The organism is Vibrio sp. SCP2 (genome assembly GCF_059295395.1).
In genome coordinates this window covers 160,772-180,002 of record NZ_JCAFVV010000004.1, presented here as the reverse complement: position 1 = coordinate 180,002, position 19,231 = coordinate 160,772, and the positions used below count along the sequence as shown (strand labels likewise).

The 19,231-nt window shown below is 46.4% G+C and carries 15 protein-coding genes; 14 read left to right on the top strand and 1 reads right to left on the bottom strand.

Going from position 1 to position 19,231, the window contains the following annotated elements; all coding sequences use genetic code 11:
• Positions 1 to 3 precede the first annotated feature (3 nt).
• From ftsL to lpxC, 13 genes are all read left to right on the top strand, one after another.
• The gene (gene ftsL / locus AC5O63_RS14165) at positions 4 to 321 is read left to right on the top strand and encodes a cell division protein FtsL (protein WP_004744960.1); all 318 of its coding nucleotides are present in this window, start codon (positions 4 to 6) and stop codon (positions 319 to 321) included.
• Positions 318 to 2,042 (top strand): peptidoglycan glycosyltransferase FtsI, encoded by a 1,725-nt coding sequence (locus AC5O63_RS14160; RefSeq protein ID WP_004744959.1) that lies wholly within the window; start codon positions 318 to 320, stop codon positions 2,040 to 2,042. The genes ftsL and AC5O63_RS14160 overlap by 4 nt, the downstream gene beginning before the upstream one ends.
• Positions 2,043 to 2,053: 11 nt before the next feature.
• Entirely contained in the window at positions 2,054 to 3,538 is a 1,485-nt protein-coding gene (gene murE / locus AC5O63_RS14155) for a UDP-N-acetylmuramoyl-L-alanyl-D-glutamate--2,6-diaminopimelate ligase (protein WP_494505400.1), read from the top strand.
• Positions 3,535 to 4,893, top strand: coding sequence for a UDP-N-acetylmuramoyl-tripeptide--D-alanyl-D-alanine ligase (locus AC5O63_RS14150; protein WP_494505399.1), 1,359 nt, complete (start codon positions 3,535 to 3,537; stop codon positions 4,891 to 4,893). Before murE ends, AC5O63_RS14150 begins: the two co-directional genes overlap by 4 nt.
• Entirely contained in the window at positions 4,890 to 5,972 is a 1,083-nt protein-coding gene (mraY, locus tag AC5O63_RS14145; RefSeq protein ID WP_069667126.1) for a phospho-N-acetylmuramoyl-pentapeptide-transferase, read from the top strand. Before AC5O63_RS14150 ends, mraY begins: the two co-directional genes overlap by 4 nt.
• A gap of 14 nt (positions 5,973 to 5,986) precedes the next feature.
• On the top strand, positions 5,987 to 7,309 hold the full coding sequence (murD, locus tag AC5O63_RS14140) for a UDP-N-acetylmuramoyl-L-alanine--D-glutamate ligase (protein ID WP_494505398.1): 1,323 nt from the start codon (positions 5,987 to 5,989) through the stop codon (positions 7,307 to 7,309).
• 14 nt (positions 7,310 to 7,323) lie between these two features.
• Positions 7,324 to 8,520 carry a cell division protein FtsW gene (gene ftsW / locus AC5O63_RS14135; protein ID WP_171381843.1) on the top strand — a complete coding sequence of 399 codons (1,197 nt, stop codon included), beginning with the start codon at positions 7,324 to 7,326 and terminating at the stop codon, positions 8,518 to 8,520.
• Complete coding sequence (gene murG, locus AC5O63_RS14130) at positions 8,507 to 9,568, top strand: undecaprenyldiphospho-muramoylpentapeptide beta-N-acetylglucosaminyltransferase (RefSeq protein ID WP_494505397.1); 1,062 nt, start codon at positions 8,507 to 8,509, stop codon at positions 9,566 to 9,568. Before ftsW ends, murG begins: the two co-directional genes overlap by 14 nt.
• A gap of 11 nt (positions 9,569 to 9,579) precedes the next feature.
• Positions 9,580 to 11,040, top strand: coding sequence for a UDP-N-acetylmuramate--L-alanine ligase (murC, locus tag AC5O63_RS14125; protein WP_494505396.1), 1,461 nt, complete (start codon positions 9,580 to 9,582; stop codon positions 11,038 to 11,040).
• A gap of 186 nt (positions 11,041 to 11,226) precedes the next feature.
• Positions 11,227 to 12,009, top strand: coding sequence for a cell division protein FtsQ/DivIB (locus tag AC5O63_RS14120; protein WP_494505395.1), 783 nt, complete (start codon positions 11,227 to 11,229; stop codon positions 12,007 to 12,009).
• On the top strand, positions 12,002 to 13,264 hold the full coding sequence (ftsA, locus tag AC5O63_RS14115) for a cell division protein FtsA (RefSeq protein ID WP_069667120.1): 1,263 nt from the start codon (positions 12,002 to 12,004) through the stop codon (positions 13,262 to 13,264). Before AC5O63_RS14120 ends, ftsA begins: the two co-directional genes overlap by 8 nt.
• A 30-nt stretch (positions 13,265 to 13,294) precedes the next feature.
• Positions 13,295 to 14,530: a cell division protein FtsZ gene (gene ftsZ, locus AC5O63_RS14110; protein WP_004744949.1), complete on the top strand. Its 1,236-nt coding sequence runs from the start codon at positions 13,295 to 13,297 to the stop codon at positions 14,528 to 14,530.
• 97 nt (positions 14,531 to 14,627) lie between these two features.
• Positions 14,628 to 15,545: a UDP-3-O-acyl-N-acetylglucosamine deacetylase gene (gene lpxC, locus AC5O63_RS14105; protein ID WP_494505394.1), complete on the top strand. Its 918-nt coding sequence runs from the start codon at positions 14,628 to 14,630 to the stop codon at positions 15,543 to 15,545.
• Between the two features lie 90 nt (positions 15,546 to 15,635).
• Here the strand turns inward: lpxC and AC5O63_RS14100 are convergent, their stop codons facing one another.
• Positions 15,636 to 16,094 carry a DUF721 domain-containing protein gene (locus AC5O63_RS14100; RefSeq protein WP_494505393.1) on the bottom strand — a complete coding sequence of 153 codons (459 nt, stop codon included), beginning with the start codon at positions 16,092 to 16,094 and terminating at the stop codon, positions 15,636 to 15,638.
• 320 nt (positions 16,095 to 16,414) lie between these two features.
• On the opposite strand from AC5O63_RS14100, the gene secA reads away from it, so the two are divergent.
• Positions 16,415 to 19,144: a preprotein translocase subunit SecA gene (secA, locus tag AC5O63_RS14095; protein ID WP_494505392.1), complete on the top strand. Its 2,730-nt coding sequence runs from the start codon at positions 16,415 to 16,417 to the stop codon at positions 19,142 to 19,144.
• Positions 19,145 to 19,231: the final 87 nt, after the last annotated feature.

Below are 19,231 nucleotides of genomic sequence, written 5' to 3'. Positions count from 1 at the left end.
ACCATGAGTAAGCCTGCTCCTAATCTCGCAAAACTGATAGCACTCGATCTTTTGAGTGTTGGTCGAGTGCCACTGATTTTATTGGTACTGATTTTTAGTAGCGCGATGGGGGTGGTTTTTACTACCCATCACACTCGTCAGGCAATTACCGAAAAGGATCAGGCACTGGTTGAGCGTGAAAGATTGGACAATGAGTGGCGCAATCTGCTTATCGAAGAAACAGCCTTAGCGGAGCATAGCCGCGTACAAGCTGTTGCTAAGAAGGAGCTAGAAATGAAGCGCCCAGATTCAGACAAAGAAGTCATTATCAACCTTCCATGAGCAAAAAAGTTAAACCTGTCGAGTCTAAAACCGAACAGCCGCCAGCGACATTAATCCGTTGGCGCTTCTACTTGGTGCTATTTTTCGTATTCTGCGCTTTCGCGGCGCTTGCTGGCCGTATTGCTTACATCCAAATCGTTGAACCAGACAACTTAATCAAGCAGGGTGATCTGCGCTCAATCCGAGCAAAGACACTCCATTCGGCACGAGGCATCATTTCAGATCGTAATGGCGAGCCTTTGGCAGTAAGTGTTCCGGTTGAAGCCGTTTGGGCTGATCCGGTTGCCATTTTTAAAGCTGGCGGGTTAGTAGATGTCGACCGCTGGCATGCTCTCGCAGATGTTCTTGGTCTAAAGCGCCAAGGCTTAATCGACAAAATAAACCGTAACAAGAGCAAGCGATTTATCTATCTGCAGCGTCAAGTAAGCCCTGCTATGGCGCACTACATTCGTGAGTTAAAGCTATCCGGCGTAGGTCTGAAAGCCGAATCGAGACGCTACTATCCAGCAGGTGAAGTTAGTGCTCACTTAGTTGGTGTGACAGGGATTGATGGCCATGGCCTTGAAGGCGTTGAGCGCAGTTACGATAAGTGGCTCACGGGCGAAGCGGGTAAGCGAATTATACGTAAAGATCGCTATGGTCGCGTAGTGGAGAACATCTCTCTTGAAGAGCGTGAAGAAGGCAAGCCGTTAGAGCTGACCATTGATCAGCGTATTCAGGCGATTGCTTACCGCGCGATAAAGCAAGCGGTCGCTGACTATCGAGCGACGTCTGGCTCTGCGGTAATTCTTGATGTAAAAACAGGTGCAGTGTTGGCGATGGTCAATGCTCCTTCATATAACCCAAACAACCGCGCAGACCTTCAGTCAGCAAAAATGCGTAACCGAGTGATTACCGATGCATTTGAGCCGGGTTCAACGGTGAAACCTTTTGTTGTTTTAGCTGCGTTAGAAAATGGCGTTGCTGATGACGATACGGTGATTGATACCGGCAACGGTATTATGCAAATTGGCGGAAGCCGTGTACGCGACACGTCCAAAGTCGGCAAAGCTGACTTAACAACCATTTTAAAGAAGTCGAGTAACATTGGTGTGGCGAAACTTGCCTTAGAGATGCCGCTTGAAGCTTTGCTAGGTATGTATAGCTCTGTCGGATTTGGTGAAGTTTCAGGTCTGAACCTCGTCGGTGAAACTCAGGGTATTTTCCCTAACCGTCGCCGTTGGTCGAAGTTTGAAATTGCGACACTGTCGTTCGGCTACGGATTGACCATTACTCCTCTTCAGCTTGCTCACGCCTATGCGACCTTAGGTAACCTTGGTGAGTACCAGCCAATTCATATCATCGAAAACAATCAGCAAGATTTATCTAAGCAGGTCATTGACCACGACAACGCACAAAAAGTCCTCAATATGCTTGAGACAGTAACGCAACCGGGTGGTACTGCGACTAAGGCTGCGGTACCAGGCTATCGAGTTGCAGCAAAAACCGGTACTTCACGTAAAGCGATTGCTGGTGGTTATGGCGATGAATACTTCGCCTATACCGCAGGTGTTGCTCCGGCGAGTGACCCAAGAGTCGCGCTAGTGGTGGTAGTCAATGAACCACAAGGTGATAACTACTATGGTGGTTCAGTAGCAGGACCTGTCTTTGCAGAAATTTTGAAGGGGACGTTGCAAATTCTCAACGTAGCCCCTGATGAGAACAGATTTAAACAAGATTAAGTGAGTTTACTATGTCGAAGGAACTGACCTTAGCCGTGTTACTTTCTCCGTGGTTGGATATCTCTAACCACTCAAGCGCGAGTGTGATCGTTCAGAACCTAGAACTTGATAGCCGAAATATCTCGCAAGGTTCAACCTTTGTGGCGGTAAAAGGGCATGCAGTCGATGGACGACGTTTTATTCCTGTCGCTATCGAACAAGGCGCAAATGCTGTTATTGCTGAGGCGTGTGAGTCTCATCCGCATGGTCTGGTTGAACTGCAAGATGATGTCCCTGTAATCTATATTGCTGACTTAGCTCAGAATTTATCTGCGCTTGCCAAACGTCTATACCCATTAACTCACAACAAGCTTATTGGTGTCACGGGCACCAATGGTAAAACCACCATTACACAGTTAATTGCGCAGTGGCTCGATCTTGTCGAGAAAAAAGCGGCGGTGATGGGTACCACAGGCAACGGTTTTCTTGCCGATCTTCAAGTGGCGAAAAACACCACGGGCAGCGCGATTGAGATTCTTCAAACCTTACATTCGTTGGAGCAGCAAGGCGCTGACTATACCGCTTTAGAAGTCTCTTCTCATGGTTTGGTCCAAGGGCGTGTTAGAGCCGTGGAATTTGAGGTTGGTGCTTTTTCTAACTTAAGCCGTGATCACTTAGATTATCACGGTACGATGGAAGAGTACGCAGAAGCCAAGTTCTCGCTGTTTAGCCAACATATCTGCAAGCAAGCGGTGATCAATATTGATGATCCGGTTGGGGCAGAGTGGTTCAATCGCCTAGATAACGCCATTGCGGTTACCCTTAAGCCGAGTGATCATCCACGAGTAGTGTGGGCAGAGCAGGTTAGTTACTCTGAATCGGGTATTACCCTCGATTTTGCAGGCGCATTTGGCCCAGGCACGATTAGCGTCCCGTTAATTGGTGAATTCAATGCCAATAATGTCTTACTCGCAATGGTGACTTTGCTTTGTCTTGGTATTGATAAGCAAGAGTTGATTGTAACGGCACGTTCGCTAAAGCCTGTAATTGGACGTATGGAACTGTTTGCGGCTGATGAAAAAGCCAAGGTTGTTGTCGATTACGCTCACACACCAGATGCACTAGAAAAAGCCCTGCAAGCACTTCGAGTTCACTGCCAAGGTAAGCTTTGGGCTATTTTTGGTTGTGGCGGTGATCGCGATACAGGTAAGCGCCCGATGATGGCGGAAATTGGTGAGCGCTTAGCGGACCATGTCATTCTGACTGATGACAACCCTCGCAGTGAATCACCGCAACTGATTGTCCAAGATATGCTTGCAGGCATGATTAATCCTGACAGCGCAATCGTACAGCACAGCCGTTTTGATGCGCTGAAACATGCTTTAGAGAATAGTCAGTCAGATGACATCATTTTACTTGCGGGTAAAGGTCATGAAGATTATCAAGTGATGGCTAATGAGACGGTTCACTACTCGGATCGTGAGTCAGCGCAGCAACTGTTGGAGAAAAATGCATGATTTCTTTGATGTTAAGCCAGATTGCTGAATCGCTAGACGCTGAACTTATCGGTAATGATTTAGTGATAAATTCAGTATCAACCGATACGCGCGTCATTGAAACTGGCGCATTGTTTATTGCTTTAGTTGGCGAGAGATTTGATGCGCACGATTTTGCCGCTCAGGCCGTTGAGTCAGGTGCGGGAGCTCTATTGGTGAGCCGCGTTGTTGAAGCTGATGTCCCTCAATTACTCGTTAAAGATACTAAGCTTGCTCTTGGTCAACTTGGTTCTCTGGTGCACCACACTTGCTCAACGCCTACCGTGGCTATTACGGGGAGCTGCGGTAAGACCACAGTAAAAGAAATGGTTGCCAGTATTATGGAGCAGAAAGGCCGCGTGTTATTCACGGCTGGAAACTTCAATAACGACATTGGTGTTCCGCTGACCTTGCTACGTTCAACGCCAGACGATGACTTTGCTGTGATTGAGATGGGGGCAAATCATATTGGTGAAATTGCCTACACCACTCAACTGGTTCAGCCTGATGTCGCACTGGTCAATAATGTCGCCGCTGCTCACCTTGAGGGCTTTGGCTCGATGGATGGAGTAAAGCAAGCTAAAGGTGAAATCTACCAAGGCTTAAAACCGGGTTCTGTAGCGATTGTTAACCTTGATAGTCATGGTGGTGACTATTGGCAAGCCGTATTAGCAGACAAAACTATTAAGACTTTCTCGGTCAAGGATGCTTCTGCGGACTACTTTGCCAGCAACATCTCACTCAATGAAATGGGTGTGGCGCAGTTTACTCTTGTGGCACCGATTGGCAGTGTTGAAGTTAAGTTGGGTATCATTGGTCAGCACAATGTATCGAATGCGCTATCTGCAACTGCACTAGCGTTAGAACTCGGTGCATCGCTTGAGCTGGTTAAGAGCGGATTGGCTCAACTCGGCAAAGTAAAAGGCCGTGTCGAGTTGGTTGAGTTAAGTGAGACGGTCAAGCTTATCGATGATAGCTACAATGCCAGCGTACCAGCTATGAAAGCGGCTGCTGATCTCCTTTCTGGCTTTAGCGGAGAACGTTGGTTAATTTTGGGTAATATGGCCGAGTTAGGTGATGAAAGTCTTGCACTTCATCGTCAAGTCGGGGAACATGCTGCCCCATTCAAATTTGAACACGTGCTTACTTATGGCGCTGATGCAAAAGCGATCAGTAAAGAGTGTGGTGGGATTCATTTTGAAGATCACCAAAGCATGATTGATTATATAAAACAGCAGATTGAACAGAGTCAACAAGCTCAAACACTGTTAGTCAAAGGGGCTAATAGTGCAGGAATGAGCAAAATTGCTACTGCTGTCAAGGAGATGTATACATGATTATTTGGCTTGCTGAGCTGCTACAGCCATATTTTTCATTCTTCCGATTATTCGAATACCTGTCGTTCCGTGCGATTGTCAGTGTGTTAACCGCACTCGGCATTTCACTCTGGATGGGCCCGATTATGATCAGACGTTTGCAACTGCTGCAAATTGGTCAGGTTGTGCGTAACGAAGGACCAGAGTCTCACTTTAGTAAACGTGGTACGCCGACCATGGGCGGTATCATGATTTTGACCGCCATCGTGACGACGGTACTGCTTTGGGCTGATTTGTCGAACCCTTATGTTTGGGCTGTGCTTGCGGTACTGCTTGGCTATGGGGCGATTGGTTTCGTTGATGATTATCGCAAAGTGGTGCGCAAGAATACCGATGGATTGATTGCCCGTTGGAAGTACTTTTGGCAATCTGCGATTGCACTAGTGGTAGCCTTTGCTCTATACGCTCACGGTAAAGATACCGCAGCGACTCAGTTAGTGGTGCCTTTCTTTAAAGAAGTAATGCCTCAATTAGGACTGATGTACATCGTTCTTACCTATTTTGTTATCGTGGGTACCAGTAACGCAGTGAACTTAACCGATGGTCTCGACGGACTAGCGATTATGCCGACCGTACTGGTTTCCGCTGGCTTCGCCGCTATTGCTTGGGCGACAGGTAACGTGAACTTTGCTAACTATCTGCATATTCCACACATTCCGCAAGCCTCTGAATTGGTGGTCGTTTGTACCGCAATTGTTGGCGCCGGATTAGGATTCTTATGGTTTAACACCTACCCAGCTCAAGTGTTTATGGGCGATGTAGGTTCACTAGCCTTAGGCGGTGCACTAGGTACTATTGCGGTGCTAGTTCGCCAAGAGTTTGTCTTGGTGATTATGGGCGGTGTTTTCGTTATGGAGACTCTGTCTGTGATTCTGCAGGTTGGTTCATACAAACTACGTGGTCAACGTATCTTCCGTATGGCTCCGATCCATCACCACTATGAGCTAAAAGGCTGGCCGGAACCACGAGTGATTGTACGTTTTTGGATCATCTCTATTGTTCTCGTTCTTATTGGTCTAGCGACTCTTAAAGTTCGATAAGGAAATCATACACAATGACCATTGACCGCTGGCAAGGTATTGAGAATGTGGTGGTTGTAGGGCTCGGTATTACCGGGCTCTCTGTCGTTAAACACCTGCAAGAATTACCTAAAGCACTTGATATTCGCGTTATCGATACCCGAGACAATCCACCGGGCAGTGACGCTCTGCCTGAAGGTGTTGAACTGCACTCAGGGGGCTGGAATCAAGCGTGGTTGATGGCCGCAGATTTAGTCGTGACTAATCCAGGTATAGCGCTTGCGCTGCCAGAGATTGAGCAAGTCATTAATGCCAAGATTCCTGTCGTTGGTGATATCGAACTGTTTGCTTGGCAAGTCAACAAGCCAGTCATTGCGATTACTGGATCAAATGGTAAAAGCACTGTGACTGACTGGACTGGTCAAGTTGCTCAAGCGACAGGTTTAAAGGTTGGGGTTGGCGGCAACATTGGTGTGCCTGCTTTAGATTTGCTAAGGCAAGACGCTGACCTTTATGTATTGGAGCTTTCGAGCTTCCAACTTGAAACCACCTCATCTCTCGCTCCGAAAGCGGCGGCTTTCCTTAATCTTTCCGAAGATCACATGGATCGCTACCAAGGGATGGAGGATTATCGTCAAGCTAAGCTGCGTATTTTCAATCATGCTAGCGCTTGTATTGTGAATGCTGATGACCGAGCAACCTACCCTGAACAGGCCAATAATTTAGTCGAGTTTAGTCTTAACCAAGCGACGCGCTTCTCGCTACTTGAATACGACAAGACTGAATATCTAGCCATTGATGGCAAGCCTATTTGTGCCAGTAGTGATCTTTCCTTAGTTGGTCGACATAACGTCGCCAATGCTTTAGTCGTTTTAGCTCTGCTGACCGAAGCGGGAGTCGATGTGGCGAAAGGGCTATCCGCACTTAAGTCTTACAACGGTTTGACACACAGATGCCAGGTTGTTGCAGATAATCAAGGTGTTAAGTGGGTCAATGATTCTAAGGCGACCAATGTTGCTAGCACTATGGCAGCGTTAGCAGGATTAGAGCTTGAAGGTAAACTCTACTTGCTGGTTGGTGGTGTCGGTAAAGGTGCTGATTTCTCTGAACTTGCACCAATTTTGCAGTCGCTCAACGTACAGCTGTGCTGCTTTGGTGAAGATGGTGATCAGTTTATGCCGCTACATAGTAGTGCGAAACGTTTTGATACCATGCACGAAATCATCAAATGGGTTGCCACTCAAGTTTCATCCGGTGATATGGTGCTATTATCACCTGCTTGTGCGAGCTTTGATCAGTTTAATAACTTTATGGCTCGCGGCGATGCCTTTACCGAGCTTGCAAAAGCTTACGCTTAAATTCACCGAGATATATGCAGATTCAAAACGTCTTTGGCAGTATTAAACGTTGGGTGACTTCAGCTTCACCCGAGGCTTTGTATGACCGTCAATTGGTATGGATTTCATTAGGCCTAATGCTAACAGGCTTAGTGATGGTGACTTCTGCTTCTTTCCCAATTAGCTCACGTCTAACGGATCAACCGTTCCACTTTATGTTCCGCCACGCCATCTTTCTGGTTCTGGCATTGTCGACGTCTGCGGTAATTCTACAAGTGCCCACTAAGCGGTGGGCGCAATACAGCACTTGGTTGTTGCTGCTATCGATATTTCTGCTCTTCGTAGTGCTGGTGGCGGGTAAGTCAGTAAATGGGGCATCACGTTGGATACCCCTTGGCTTGTTTAACTTACAACCCGCTGAAGTGGCCAAGCTATCGCTGTTTATCTTTATGTCCGGTTATCTGGTACGTAAAAATGAAGAAGTGAGGTCGAGCTTTTTTGGCGGTTTTATTAAACCTATTATTGTTTTTGCCACCTTAGCCAGTTTACTGCTGTTACAACCAGACTTAGGTACAGTGGTCGTGATGTTGGTGACTCTATTCGGCATGCTGTTTATTGCCGGCGCTAAACTCACTCAGTTTCTGGCCTTGATGGTGGTGGGACTGCTCTCGGTTGCCACTCTGATTTACATCGAGCCTTATCGTATGCGCCGCGTCACCTCATTCCTCGACCCGTGGGAAGATCCGTTTGGCAGTGGCTACCAGCTAACCCAGTCGTTAATGGCGTTTGGTCGTGGTGAGTGGTTTGGTCAAGGTCTAGGTAACTCAATCCAAAAACTAGAGTACCTTCCTGAAGCACATACTGACTTTGTATTCGCTGTTTTAGCCGAAGAGTTGGGCTATGTGGGTGTGGTTTTAGTCTTGATGCTGATTTTTAGCTTGGTGCTGAAAGCGATATTTATTGGTCGCAAAGCTTTTGACAACAATCAGTTGTTTGGCGGTTACTTGGCATTTGGTATAGGTATTTGGTTCGCTTTTCAAACCTTAGTGAATGTTGGCGCCGCGGCAGGTATGGTGCCAACCAAAGGTTTAACACTACCACTGATCAGTTATGGTGGTTCGAGTTTGATCATTATGTCAGTCGCTGTATCGATATTGCTGCGCATTGATTATGAATGCCGTTTAGCTAGCGCAGAAACACAACAAAACACAGATAACGATGAAAAAGAATAAACGATTAATGGTGATGGCTGGTGGAACTGGCGGTCACGTATTCCCAGGCCTTGCCGTTGCTAAACAACTTCAATCTCAAGGGTGGGAGATCCGCTGGTTAGGCACCGCAGATAGAATGGAAGCCGACCTAGTGCCCAAACATGGCATTGAGATCGACTTTATCAAGGTAAAAGGTCTACGAGGTCAAGGTATTGCTCGCTTGATTAAAGCACCCTTTCAGATCCTAAATGCAATTATGCAAGCTCGGGCGCATATGAAGCGTTGGCAGCCAGATGCTGTGCTAGGAATGGGCGGCTACGTCAGCGGGCCTGGTGGAATTGCTGCTTGGCTACTGGGTATTCCTGTGGTGTTACATGAGCAGAATGCCGTCGCGGGTTTAACTAACCAGTGGTTGTCTAAGATAGCTAAAAAGGTTTTTCAAGCTTTCCCAGGCGCATTTCCTAAAGCAGAGGTTGTTGGTAACCCAGTGAGGGAAAATGTGGTTGCGATTAGCGAGCCTGAGCAACGCATGGCTGAGCGTGATGGCAAAGTACGTATTCTAGTCATGGGGGGGAGCCAAGGCGCGCAAATACTTAACCGCACCTTACCTGATGTAATGGCTAAGCTAGGCGATGAATTTGAGATTCGCCACCAAGCAGGTAAGAACAACCGCGATGAAGTGACCCAGGCATATCAAACAAATAATGTACAAAATGCACAAGTAACCGAGTTTATTGACGATGTCGCCAAGGCGTATGACTGGGCAGATTTACTGGTTTGCCGCTCTGGGGCGTTAACGGTATCGGAGGTCTCTGCTGCCGGGGTAGGAGCAATCTTTATCCCATTTATGCATAAAGACCGACAACAAGCTTTAAATGCTGACCACTTGGTAGAATGTGGCGCAGCAAAAATGATTGAGCAGCCTGAACTGACGGTTGACAAGCTGGTGTCAGAGATTGAGGCACTAGATCGAAGCAAACTAATGGCTATGGCGAGCGAGGCTCGTAGGGCTGCTAAGTTAGATGCAGATAAAGTGGTGGCTGAAGCCATTGTTGCGCTGACGAAATAACGAGAAGATTCATGACAATTCAACATACTCAAGATTTAGCTCAAATTCGCGCTATGGTGCCAGAGATGCGCCGCGTGAAATGTATTCACTTTATCGGCATTGGTGGTGCAGGGATGAGTGGCATTGCAGAAGTGCTGCTTAACGAAGGCTACCAAATCTCAGGTTCAGATATTGCTGAAAACCCGGTGACAGAGCGTTTAACGCAAAAAGGTGCCACCGTCTATATCGGCCATGCAGAGGAGAACGTTGCTCAAGCAAGCGTTGTTGTCGTCTCAACAGCGATAAACGAAGAGAACCCAGAGATTATTGCCGCGCGAGGAGCGCGTATTCCGGTGGTTCGCCGTGCGGAGATGTTGGCAGAGCTGATGCGATTCCGCCACGGTATTGCAGTGGCGGGTACACATGGTAAAACAACTACTACAGCGCTAGTCACGCAGATCTACTCTGAAGCAGGCCTTGATCCAACTTTTGTTAACGGTGGTTTGGTTAAGAGTGCGGGTACTAATGCGCGCTTAGGTTCTAGCCGTATATTGATTGCGGAAGCAGACGAGAGCGATGCATCCTTCTTACACCTTCAACCTATGGTGAGCATCGTAACTAATATCGAAGCGGATCATATGGACACCTATGGTGGGGATTTCGAGACCTTAAAGCAAACTTTCATCGATTTCTTACATAATCTGCCATTTTACGGTCAAGCGATTGTTTGTATTGACGATCCTATTGTACGAGAATTAGTGCCGAAGATCAGTCGCCAAGTGATTACCTATGGTTTCTCGGAAGACGCGGATGTTCGCATTGATAATTACCGTCAAGAAGGTCAGCAAGGTAAGTTCACGGTAATCCGTCAAGGCAAAGCTGACCTCGATATTACGCTCAATATTCCAGGTCGCCATAATGCCTTGAATGCTTCAGCTGCTATTGCGGTTGCAACGGAAGATGACATTGCCGACGAAGCGATCTTGAATGCGATGGCTGGCACACAAGGCACAGGCCGTCGATTCGATCATCTGGGCGAGTTTGACACTGGTAATGGTCAGGCGATGTTGGTTGATGACTATGGGCACCACCCAACAGAAGTCGATGTGACTATTCAAGCTGCACGCAATGGTTGGAAAGAGAAGCGTCTAGTGATGATCTTCCAACCTCACCGCTATAGCCGAACACGTGATCTCTATGATGATTTCGCTAATGTCCTAGAACAAGTTGATGTTTTGATCATGCTGGATGTTTACTCTGCGGGTGAAAAACCAATTGCAGGCGCGGATGGTCGAGCGCTATGTCGCACAATTCGCAGTCGCGGTAAGCTTGACCCAATTTTTGTCCCAGAAAGCAAGGCGTTACCTTCAGTTCTCGCTAATGTTTTACAAGATGGTGACTTAGTACTAACTCAGGGCGCGGGTGATGTCGGTAAAGTGGCTAAACAGCTTGCTGCTTTTGAGTTAAATATCGATAAGATGACTCAGGCCTAGTTTAAAACATCGAATTTTGGGTATTTGCGTCACTTATTGCATTTTAAGTAGCGATTTATCACTTTCAGTGTTTGATACTTTCTAGGACGCCAGTATAATCCGAAGGTTAAAGTAAGTGCTTTTGCCTCTATTATACGAATTGGGATAGGGAAAGAATAAGCGAGCTAATGGCAAGGACTATGGACTTTGATTAAAAGTGCTTTTAATGAAGGCCGTCGTTTAACCGCTATGCCACTGGTAAAAGAACATGCCTTCGGTGGCAGTTTTTTGCTGGTGGTCTTGTTGTTAATTGGCTCTCTCCTCTACTCAACGATTACTTGGATGTGGGACGACCAGCGTCTACCCCTTTCAAAAATCGTGCTTCAGGGCGAATTACACTATGTATCTGCTTTAGATGTTCAACGAGCTTTTGCTCGGCTTGAGCATGTCGGTACATTCATGTCTCAGGATGTGGATGTGTTGCAGAACATGGCGGAGTCGATCCCTTGGGTTTCTCATGCCTCTATTCGTAAGCAGTGGCCAGACACGGTTAAAGTTTTTCTGACAGAGCACCATGCAGAGGCGATCTGGAATGGTAATGCTTTGCTCAATGATTACGGTCAGATTTTTGATGGTGATATTGGCAAATTGGAAGAAGAGCGGGTCAAGCTATACGGGCCACAAGGCACCAGTGAAGAAGTTCTTCAGGTATGGCGAGACATAAGCCCGAGATTTGAAGCACTTAACCTAATGATCACATCATTAGTTTTAAATGATCGTCGAGCTTGGCAAATCATCCTCGATAATGGAATTCGTTTAGAGCTAGGTAAAGAGTCGTTAGAAGAGCGAATAGAGCGCTTTATCTCGCTTTATAAGAATTTGGGTAGTGATACTCAGCGAGTGAGCTACATAGACCTCAGGTATGATACGGGAGCATCAATAGGATGGTTCCCAGAACAAGAGTTAGCACAAGAGACTACAGATGACTAAGACCGCTGATGACAACATTATTGTTGGTCTTGATATAGGCACTGCTACCGTATCGGCTCTCGTAGGCGAAGTATTGCCTGATGGTCAAATTAACATTATTGGCGCAGGCAGTAGTCCGTCTCGCGGGATGGATAAGGGCGGCGTTAACGACCTTGAATCGGTGGTAAAATCGGTTCAGCGTGCCGTTGACCAAGCTGAATTGATGGCCGAGTGCCAAATTAGCAATGTTTTTATTTCGCTTTCAGGGCGCCACATTGCGAGCCGTATTGAAAAAGGCATGGGAACTATCTCTGATGAAGAGGTTTCTCAGGAAGATATGGATCGTGCAATCCATACGGCAAAATCGATCAAAATTGGTGACGAACAGCGCATTCTGCATGTAATTCCTCAAGAATTTACGATTGATTACCAAGAAGGGATTAAAAATCCGCTAGGTTTATCAGGAGTGCGCATGGAAGTCAGCGTACACCTAATTTCTTGTCACAATGATATGGCAAGAAACATTATTAAGGCGGTTGAGCGCTGCGGGCTTAAAGTTGAACACCTTGTTTATTCCGGTTTAGCAGCAAGTAATGCTGTGATTACCGAAGATGAGCGTGAGCTCGGTGTATGTGTGGTAGATATTGGCGCTGGTACTATGGATGTTTCCATTTGGACTGGCGGCGCACTACGTCATACTGAAGTGTTCTCTTATGCCGGTAACGCAGTGACAAGCGATATCGCTTTTGCTTTCGGTACACCAGTGAGTGATGCGGAAGAGATAAAAGTAAAATATGGCTGTGCTCTTAGTGAGCTAGTCAGTAAAGATGACACGGTTAACGTTCCAAGCGTTGGCGGGCGCCCATCACGCAGTTTGCAAAGACAGACACTGTCTGAAGTGATTGAGCCTCGTTATACTGAGCTCATGGGGCTGGTTAATCAAACCATCGATACAGTTCAAGAAAAGCTGCGCGAAGAAGGGATTAAACATCACCTAGCAGCTGGTGTGGTGCTCACTGGTGGAGCAGCACAGATTGAAGGACTGGTCGAGTGTGCGGAACGTGTATTCCGCAACCAAGTCAGAGTCGGCAAACCTCTAGAGGTAAGCGGCTTAACGGATTATGTAAAAGAGCCGTATCATTCTACGGCAGTTGGTTTACTTCATTATGCAAGAGACAGTCAAATTAACGACGATACTGAGTACAACGAGCCAGCGCGTTCGTCAGTAACGGGGTTGTTTGGTCGTTTGCGTAATTGGATACAAAAAGAGTTTTAACCTGAGCGGCAGGAAAAACGGAGATAACACATGTTTGAACCGATGATGGAAATGTCTGACGACGCAGTTATTAAGGTCGTTGGGGTTGGTGGCGGTGGCGGTAACGCCGTTGAACACATGGTACGTGAATCCATCGAAGGTGTTGAGTTCATTAGTATTAATACTGATGCTCAGGCGCTTCGTAAAACCAGTGTGAATAGTGTTATTCAGATTGGTGGTGATATGACCAAAGGTCTTGGTGCTGGTGCGAATCCTCAAGTAGGACGTGACGCAGCTCTCGAAGATCGCGATCGCATTAAAGAAGAGCTAAACGGTGCCGATATGGTATTTATCGCAGCTGGTATGGGCGGTGGTACTGGTACAGGTGCAGCACCTGTTATTGCAGAAGTGGCAAAAGAGCTAGGCATCCTAACGGTTGCTGTAGTTACTAAGCCATTTAGCTTCGAAGGCAAAAAGCGTTTAGCTTTTGCTGAGCAAGGTATCGAAGAGCTTTCTAAGCACGTGGACTCGTTAATTACGATTCCTAACGAGAAGCTTCTTAAGGTACTTGGCCGTGGTATTACACTACTTGAAGCCTTTGCTAGCGCGAACGATGTATTAAAGAATGCAGTACAAGGTATTGCAGAACTGATTACTCGTCCAGGCATGATTAACGTCGACTTTGCTGACGTAAGAACAGTGATGTCAGAAATGGGTCATGCCATGATGGGTAGCGGTGTTGCTAAAGGCGAAGATCGCGCTGAAGAAGCGGCAGAAATGGCAATTTCTAGCCCACTTCTAGAAGATATCGATCTTGCTGGAGCACGCGGTGTGTTGGTTAACATCACGGCAGGTCTAGACATGCGTCTAGATGAGTTCGAAACCGTAGGTAACACAGTTAAAGCGTTTGCTTCAGACAACGCAACAGTCGTAATCGGTACGTCATTAGATCCTGATATGGCTGATGAAATCCGTGTGACCGTTGTTGCTACTGGTATTGGCAACGAGAAGAAACCTGACATTACTTTAGTTGCGGGTGGCAAAGCGAAAGTCGCTCCTGTTGCTCAACCGCAGACTCAACCACAAACGGCACCTGCTCAGCAGACTGTCAATAAAGTGGAAGAAAAAGCGGCACCAACTTTGCAAGAAAAACCTCAGGTAACTCCTCAGCCAACGACATCAACACCGTCTGGTTCGGGTGCGGGTCAAAGTGCAGCAGCGCCTAAGGCAGATAAAGAAAGCGGCTATCTTGATATCCCTGCGTTCTTACGTCGTCAAGCTGACTAAAATAACTACAATTTGACACTGTTCAATTTTGTGGTAGCATGCACGGTCAATGTCACAATTGACCGTGATTTGTAGCATTTTTACTGAGGCAAAGTAGATGATCAGACAACGTACTCTGAAAGAAATAGTGAAAACAACTGGTGTGGGGCTCCACTCTGGTCGTAAAGTCACGCTTACTCTGCGCCCTGCTGCTGCAAATACTGGCATCGTTTATCGCCGTACCGATGTGAATCCTCCAGTTGATTTTCCTGCGGATCCTGCTTCTGTTCGCGATACTATGCTATGTACAGCACTGGTTAATGACGAAGGTGTACGTATCTCTACTGTTGAGCACTTAAACGCAGCTCTAGCGGGAATGGGGATCGATAACATTGTCGTAGAAGTTGACGCACCAGAAATTCCAATCATGGATGGCAGCGCTAGCCCATTCGTATTCTTGCTTCAGCAAGCAGGCATCGAAGAGCAAAATGCACCAAAACGCTTTATTCGAATCAAAAAGCCAGTGCGCTTTGAAGATGACGATAAATGGGCAGAATTTGTGCCATTCGACGGCTTCCGTATGGATTTCGAAATTGAATTCAACCACCCAGCGATTGAATCTGATGAACAGCATCTACTGTTTGATTTCTCATCGCAAGGTTTTGTTAAAGACATCTCTCGTGCACGTACTTTCGGCTTCATGCGCGATATTGAGTACTTACAGTCACAAAACCTATGTCTAGGTGGTAGCTTCGATTGTGCAATCGTACTGGATGAATACCGTATTCTTAACGAAGAAGGCCTGCGCTTTGACAATGAGTTTGTTACTCACAAAGTGTTGGATGCAATCGGTGACCTTTACATGTGTGGCCACCCAATCATTGGTGAATTCCGTGCATTTAAATCAGGTCACGGCTTGAACAACCAATTACTTCGTTCAGTGCTTGCAGACCAAGAAGCATGGGAATGGGTAACCTTCGAAGAAGAAGCAAGCTCTCCAGTTGCATTTGCAGAACCAAACATGGTTATGGCATAACAAAATTGATTAAAAAAGCCAGACGAAAGTCTGGCTTTTTTGTTTTCTGGTCTTTCCTAAATAGCTTTAGGTTTTGGCAGCCTGCCTCTGCTACTCTTGATCTTTTTTAGCCAATTTTGCCAAGCTCTCTAATCTCGCTTTGACTTTAGGCGAGGCACCTGTTGCGATCATTTCTAAATACTGCGCTGCGGTACCGGATATTGGGTCACGAGGTTTTGGTTTATCTTCACTGCGATTCTTACTTCGATACAGTTCAGGGTTGATCTGAACGCTTACTGCAATCAAGCGAGCAAACCCTTTTGATCTTAGCTGATTCAAGATACTCAATCGCTCGTAATCAATTTTCATCTTGATCCCGGCACTTGCCACTTCGAGAATCAATTGGTTATCGCGAATATTTGCCACCCGGCAATGATCTTCCGTCCCTCTTGGTAGGATCGATTTTAATTCTTTGTTGATCAACATGATCTCTTTGGCATGTTGTTGCAATTGAGATAGTCGCGAACCCCCGATTATCTCATCCCCTAACGTCGGGCGGTGATCTCTCATGTTGAGCCTCTAATCAAATCGACAACTCTATTTTAGTCAATGCTCTAGAGCGAAGATAGAGCTTAATGCGAATAAACTTCCATCATATAACGAGAAAAAATAAAGAATGCTTCAAACAAATCACCTTGTTATTGGTTGTAAGAGGCAAAATTTCATAAACTATGCGCCACTTATAGTGATATAAGCCTTGAAATCTATAGTTGTCATCACAATATCTGAGGAAAGTGATTTATCTCAGTATTCTTAGTTCAAAACTGTTAGAGACTGAAGGCATTAAAAGTAGATCGGGCCCGATCTGGATAAAGAGAGATTCATAGCAAATGATAACTAAGCTACTGACAAAAGTGATTGGTAGTCGCAATGACCGAACACTGCGCCGTCTGAGAAAGATTGTAAAAGAGATTAATAACTACGAACCAACATTTGAAGCGCTTTCTGATGAAGAGCTAAAAGCGAAAACAGTTGAGTTCCGTCAGCGTTTAGAACAGGGTGAAACTCTAGATAAACTACTACCAGAAGCGTTCGCGACTGTGCGTGAAGCGTCTAAGCGTGTTTACGGCATGCGTCATTTCGACGTTCAGCTTATCGGTGGTATGGTACTGAACGCTGGTCAAATTGCAGAGATGCGTACAGGTGAAGGTAAAACGCTAACTGCAACACTTCCTGCTTATCTTAATGCGCTGCCTGGTAAAGGCGTACACGTTGTTACCGTCAACGACTACCTAGCAAAGCGTGACGCGGAAACCAACCGCCCTCTATTTGAATTCTTAGGTATGTCTGTTGGTGTTAACGTACCTAACATGCCTCCTCAAGAGAAAAAAGAAGCTTACCTAGCGGATATTCTTTACGGTACAAACAACGAATTTGGTTTCGACTACCTACGTGACAACATGGCATTCCGCGCTGAAGACCGTGTACAACGCGAACGTTTCTTCGCCGTAGTCGATGAAGTGGACTCGATTCTTATCGATGAAGCGCGTACTCCGCTAATTATCTCTGGCCCTGCTGAAGACAGCTCTGAGCTATACATTCGTATCAATACTTTGATTCCTCATCTGCAAAAGCAAGATCAGGAAGACTCAGAAGAATACCGTGGTGATGGTCACTACACGGTTGACGAAAAATCAAAGCAAGTTCACCTGACAGAAACTGGTCAAGAGTTTGTTGAAGAGCTAATGATCAAAAATGGTCTGATGGAAGAGGGTGATACGCTTTACTCTCCAGCCAACATCAGCCTACTGCATCACGTGAACGCAGCACTTCGCGCCCACGTACTGTTTGAAAAGAACGTAGATTATATCGTTAATGAAGACGGCGAAGTCGTTATCGTTGATGAACACACGGGCCGTACTATGCCTGGTCGTCGTTGGTCTGAAGGTCTTCACCAAGCGGTAGAAGCGAAAGAAGGCGTTAAGATCCAAAACGAAAACCAAACATTGGCATCGATTACCTTCCAGAACTTCTTCCGTCTATACGAAAAACTGTCAGGTATGACAGGTACGGCAGATACTGAAGCGTTCGAGTTCCAGTCTATCTACGGCTTGGAAACGGTTGTTATCCCAACCAACAAACCAATGATTCGTAACGATATGCCAGATGTGGTTTATCGTACTGAAGCGGACAAGTTCAATGCGATTATTGAAGATATCAAAGACCGCGTTGCTAAAGGCCAGCCATCTCTTGTGGGTACCGTGTCTATCGAGAAATCTGAGCTTCTTTCTAATGCCCTGAAGAAAGCTAAGATTAAGCACAACGTACTTAATGCTAAGTTCCACGAGAAAGAAGCGGAAATCGTTGCAGAAGCAGGTACACCTGGCGCAGTAACGATTGCAACCAACATGGCCGGTCGTGGTACCGATATCGTGTTAGGTGGTAGCTGGCAGGCTCAAGTTGAGAAGCTAGATAACCCAACTCAAGAGCAAATCGATAAGATTAAAGCTGACTGGAAAGTGGTTCATGATCAAGTACTAGAAGCAGGTGGCCTGCATATTATTGGTACAGAGCGTCATGAGTCTCGTCGTATCGATAACCAGCTACGTGGTCGTTCTGGTCGTCAAGGTGATGCGGGTTCATCTCGTTTCTATCTATCGATGGAAGACTCACTACTGCGTATCTTCACCTCTGATCGTATGGCAAGCTTGATTCAAAGCGGCATGGATGAAGGTGAGGCAATCGAATCTAAGATGCTGTCTCGCTCAATCGAAAAAGCACAACGTAAAGTTGAAGGCCGTAACTTCGATATTCGTAAACAGCTACTTGAATACGATGATGTTGCCAACGACCAACGTAAAGTGGTGTACGAGCTACGTGATGAGTTGATGGTTGTAGAAGACATCAGTGAGATGATCGAACAGAACCGTCAAGACGTCCTAACTGCGGTTATCGATGAGTACATTCCGCCACAATCTCTAGAAGACATGTGGGATGTGGAAGGTCTCCAAGAGCGCTTGAAGAACGACTTCGATCTTGATGCGCCAGTGAAGCAGTGGCTAGAAGAAGATGACAAACTTTACGAAGAAGCACTGCGTGAGAAGATCATCGAAACAGCGATCACTGTATACAAACAGAAAGAAGAAGTGGTTGGCGAGCAAGTGCTGCGCAACTTCGAGAAATCTGTGATGCTACAAACGCTAGATACGCTTTGGAAAGAGCACCTAGCTGCAATGGATCACCTTCGTCAAGGTATTCACTTACGCGGTTACGCACAGAAGAACCCGAAACAAGAGTACAAGCGTGAGTCGTTTGAGCTGTTTGAAGGTTTGTTAGATGCGTTGAAGTCAGACGTGATTACCATTCTGTCTAAAGTTCGCGTTCAGCAACAAGAAGAAGTAGAGCGCATGGAAGAGCAGCGTCGCGCTCAAGCGGAAGAAGCAGCTCGCCGTGCTCAAGCGCAACATGCGTCAGCGCAAAGCCAGCTTGCAGACGGTGAAGAAGAGACAGAAGGCGCGCACCAACCAATGGTACGTGAAGAACGTAAAGTGGGTCGCAACGAGCCTTGCCCATGTGGTAGCGGTAAGAAATACAAGCAGTGTCATGGTCAGATTAACTAATTAGATCATCACTGTATAGAGATTGAAGAGTCGCTTAGGCGGCTCTTTTTATATCTAATGGTTATCTCAAAAATAGTCAGCCACAAT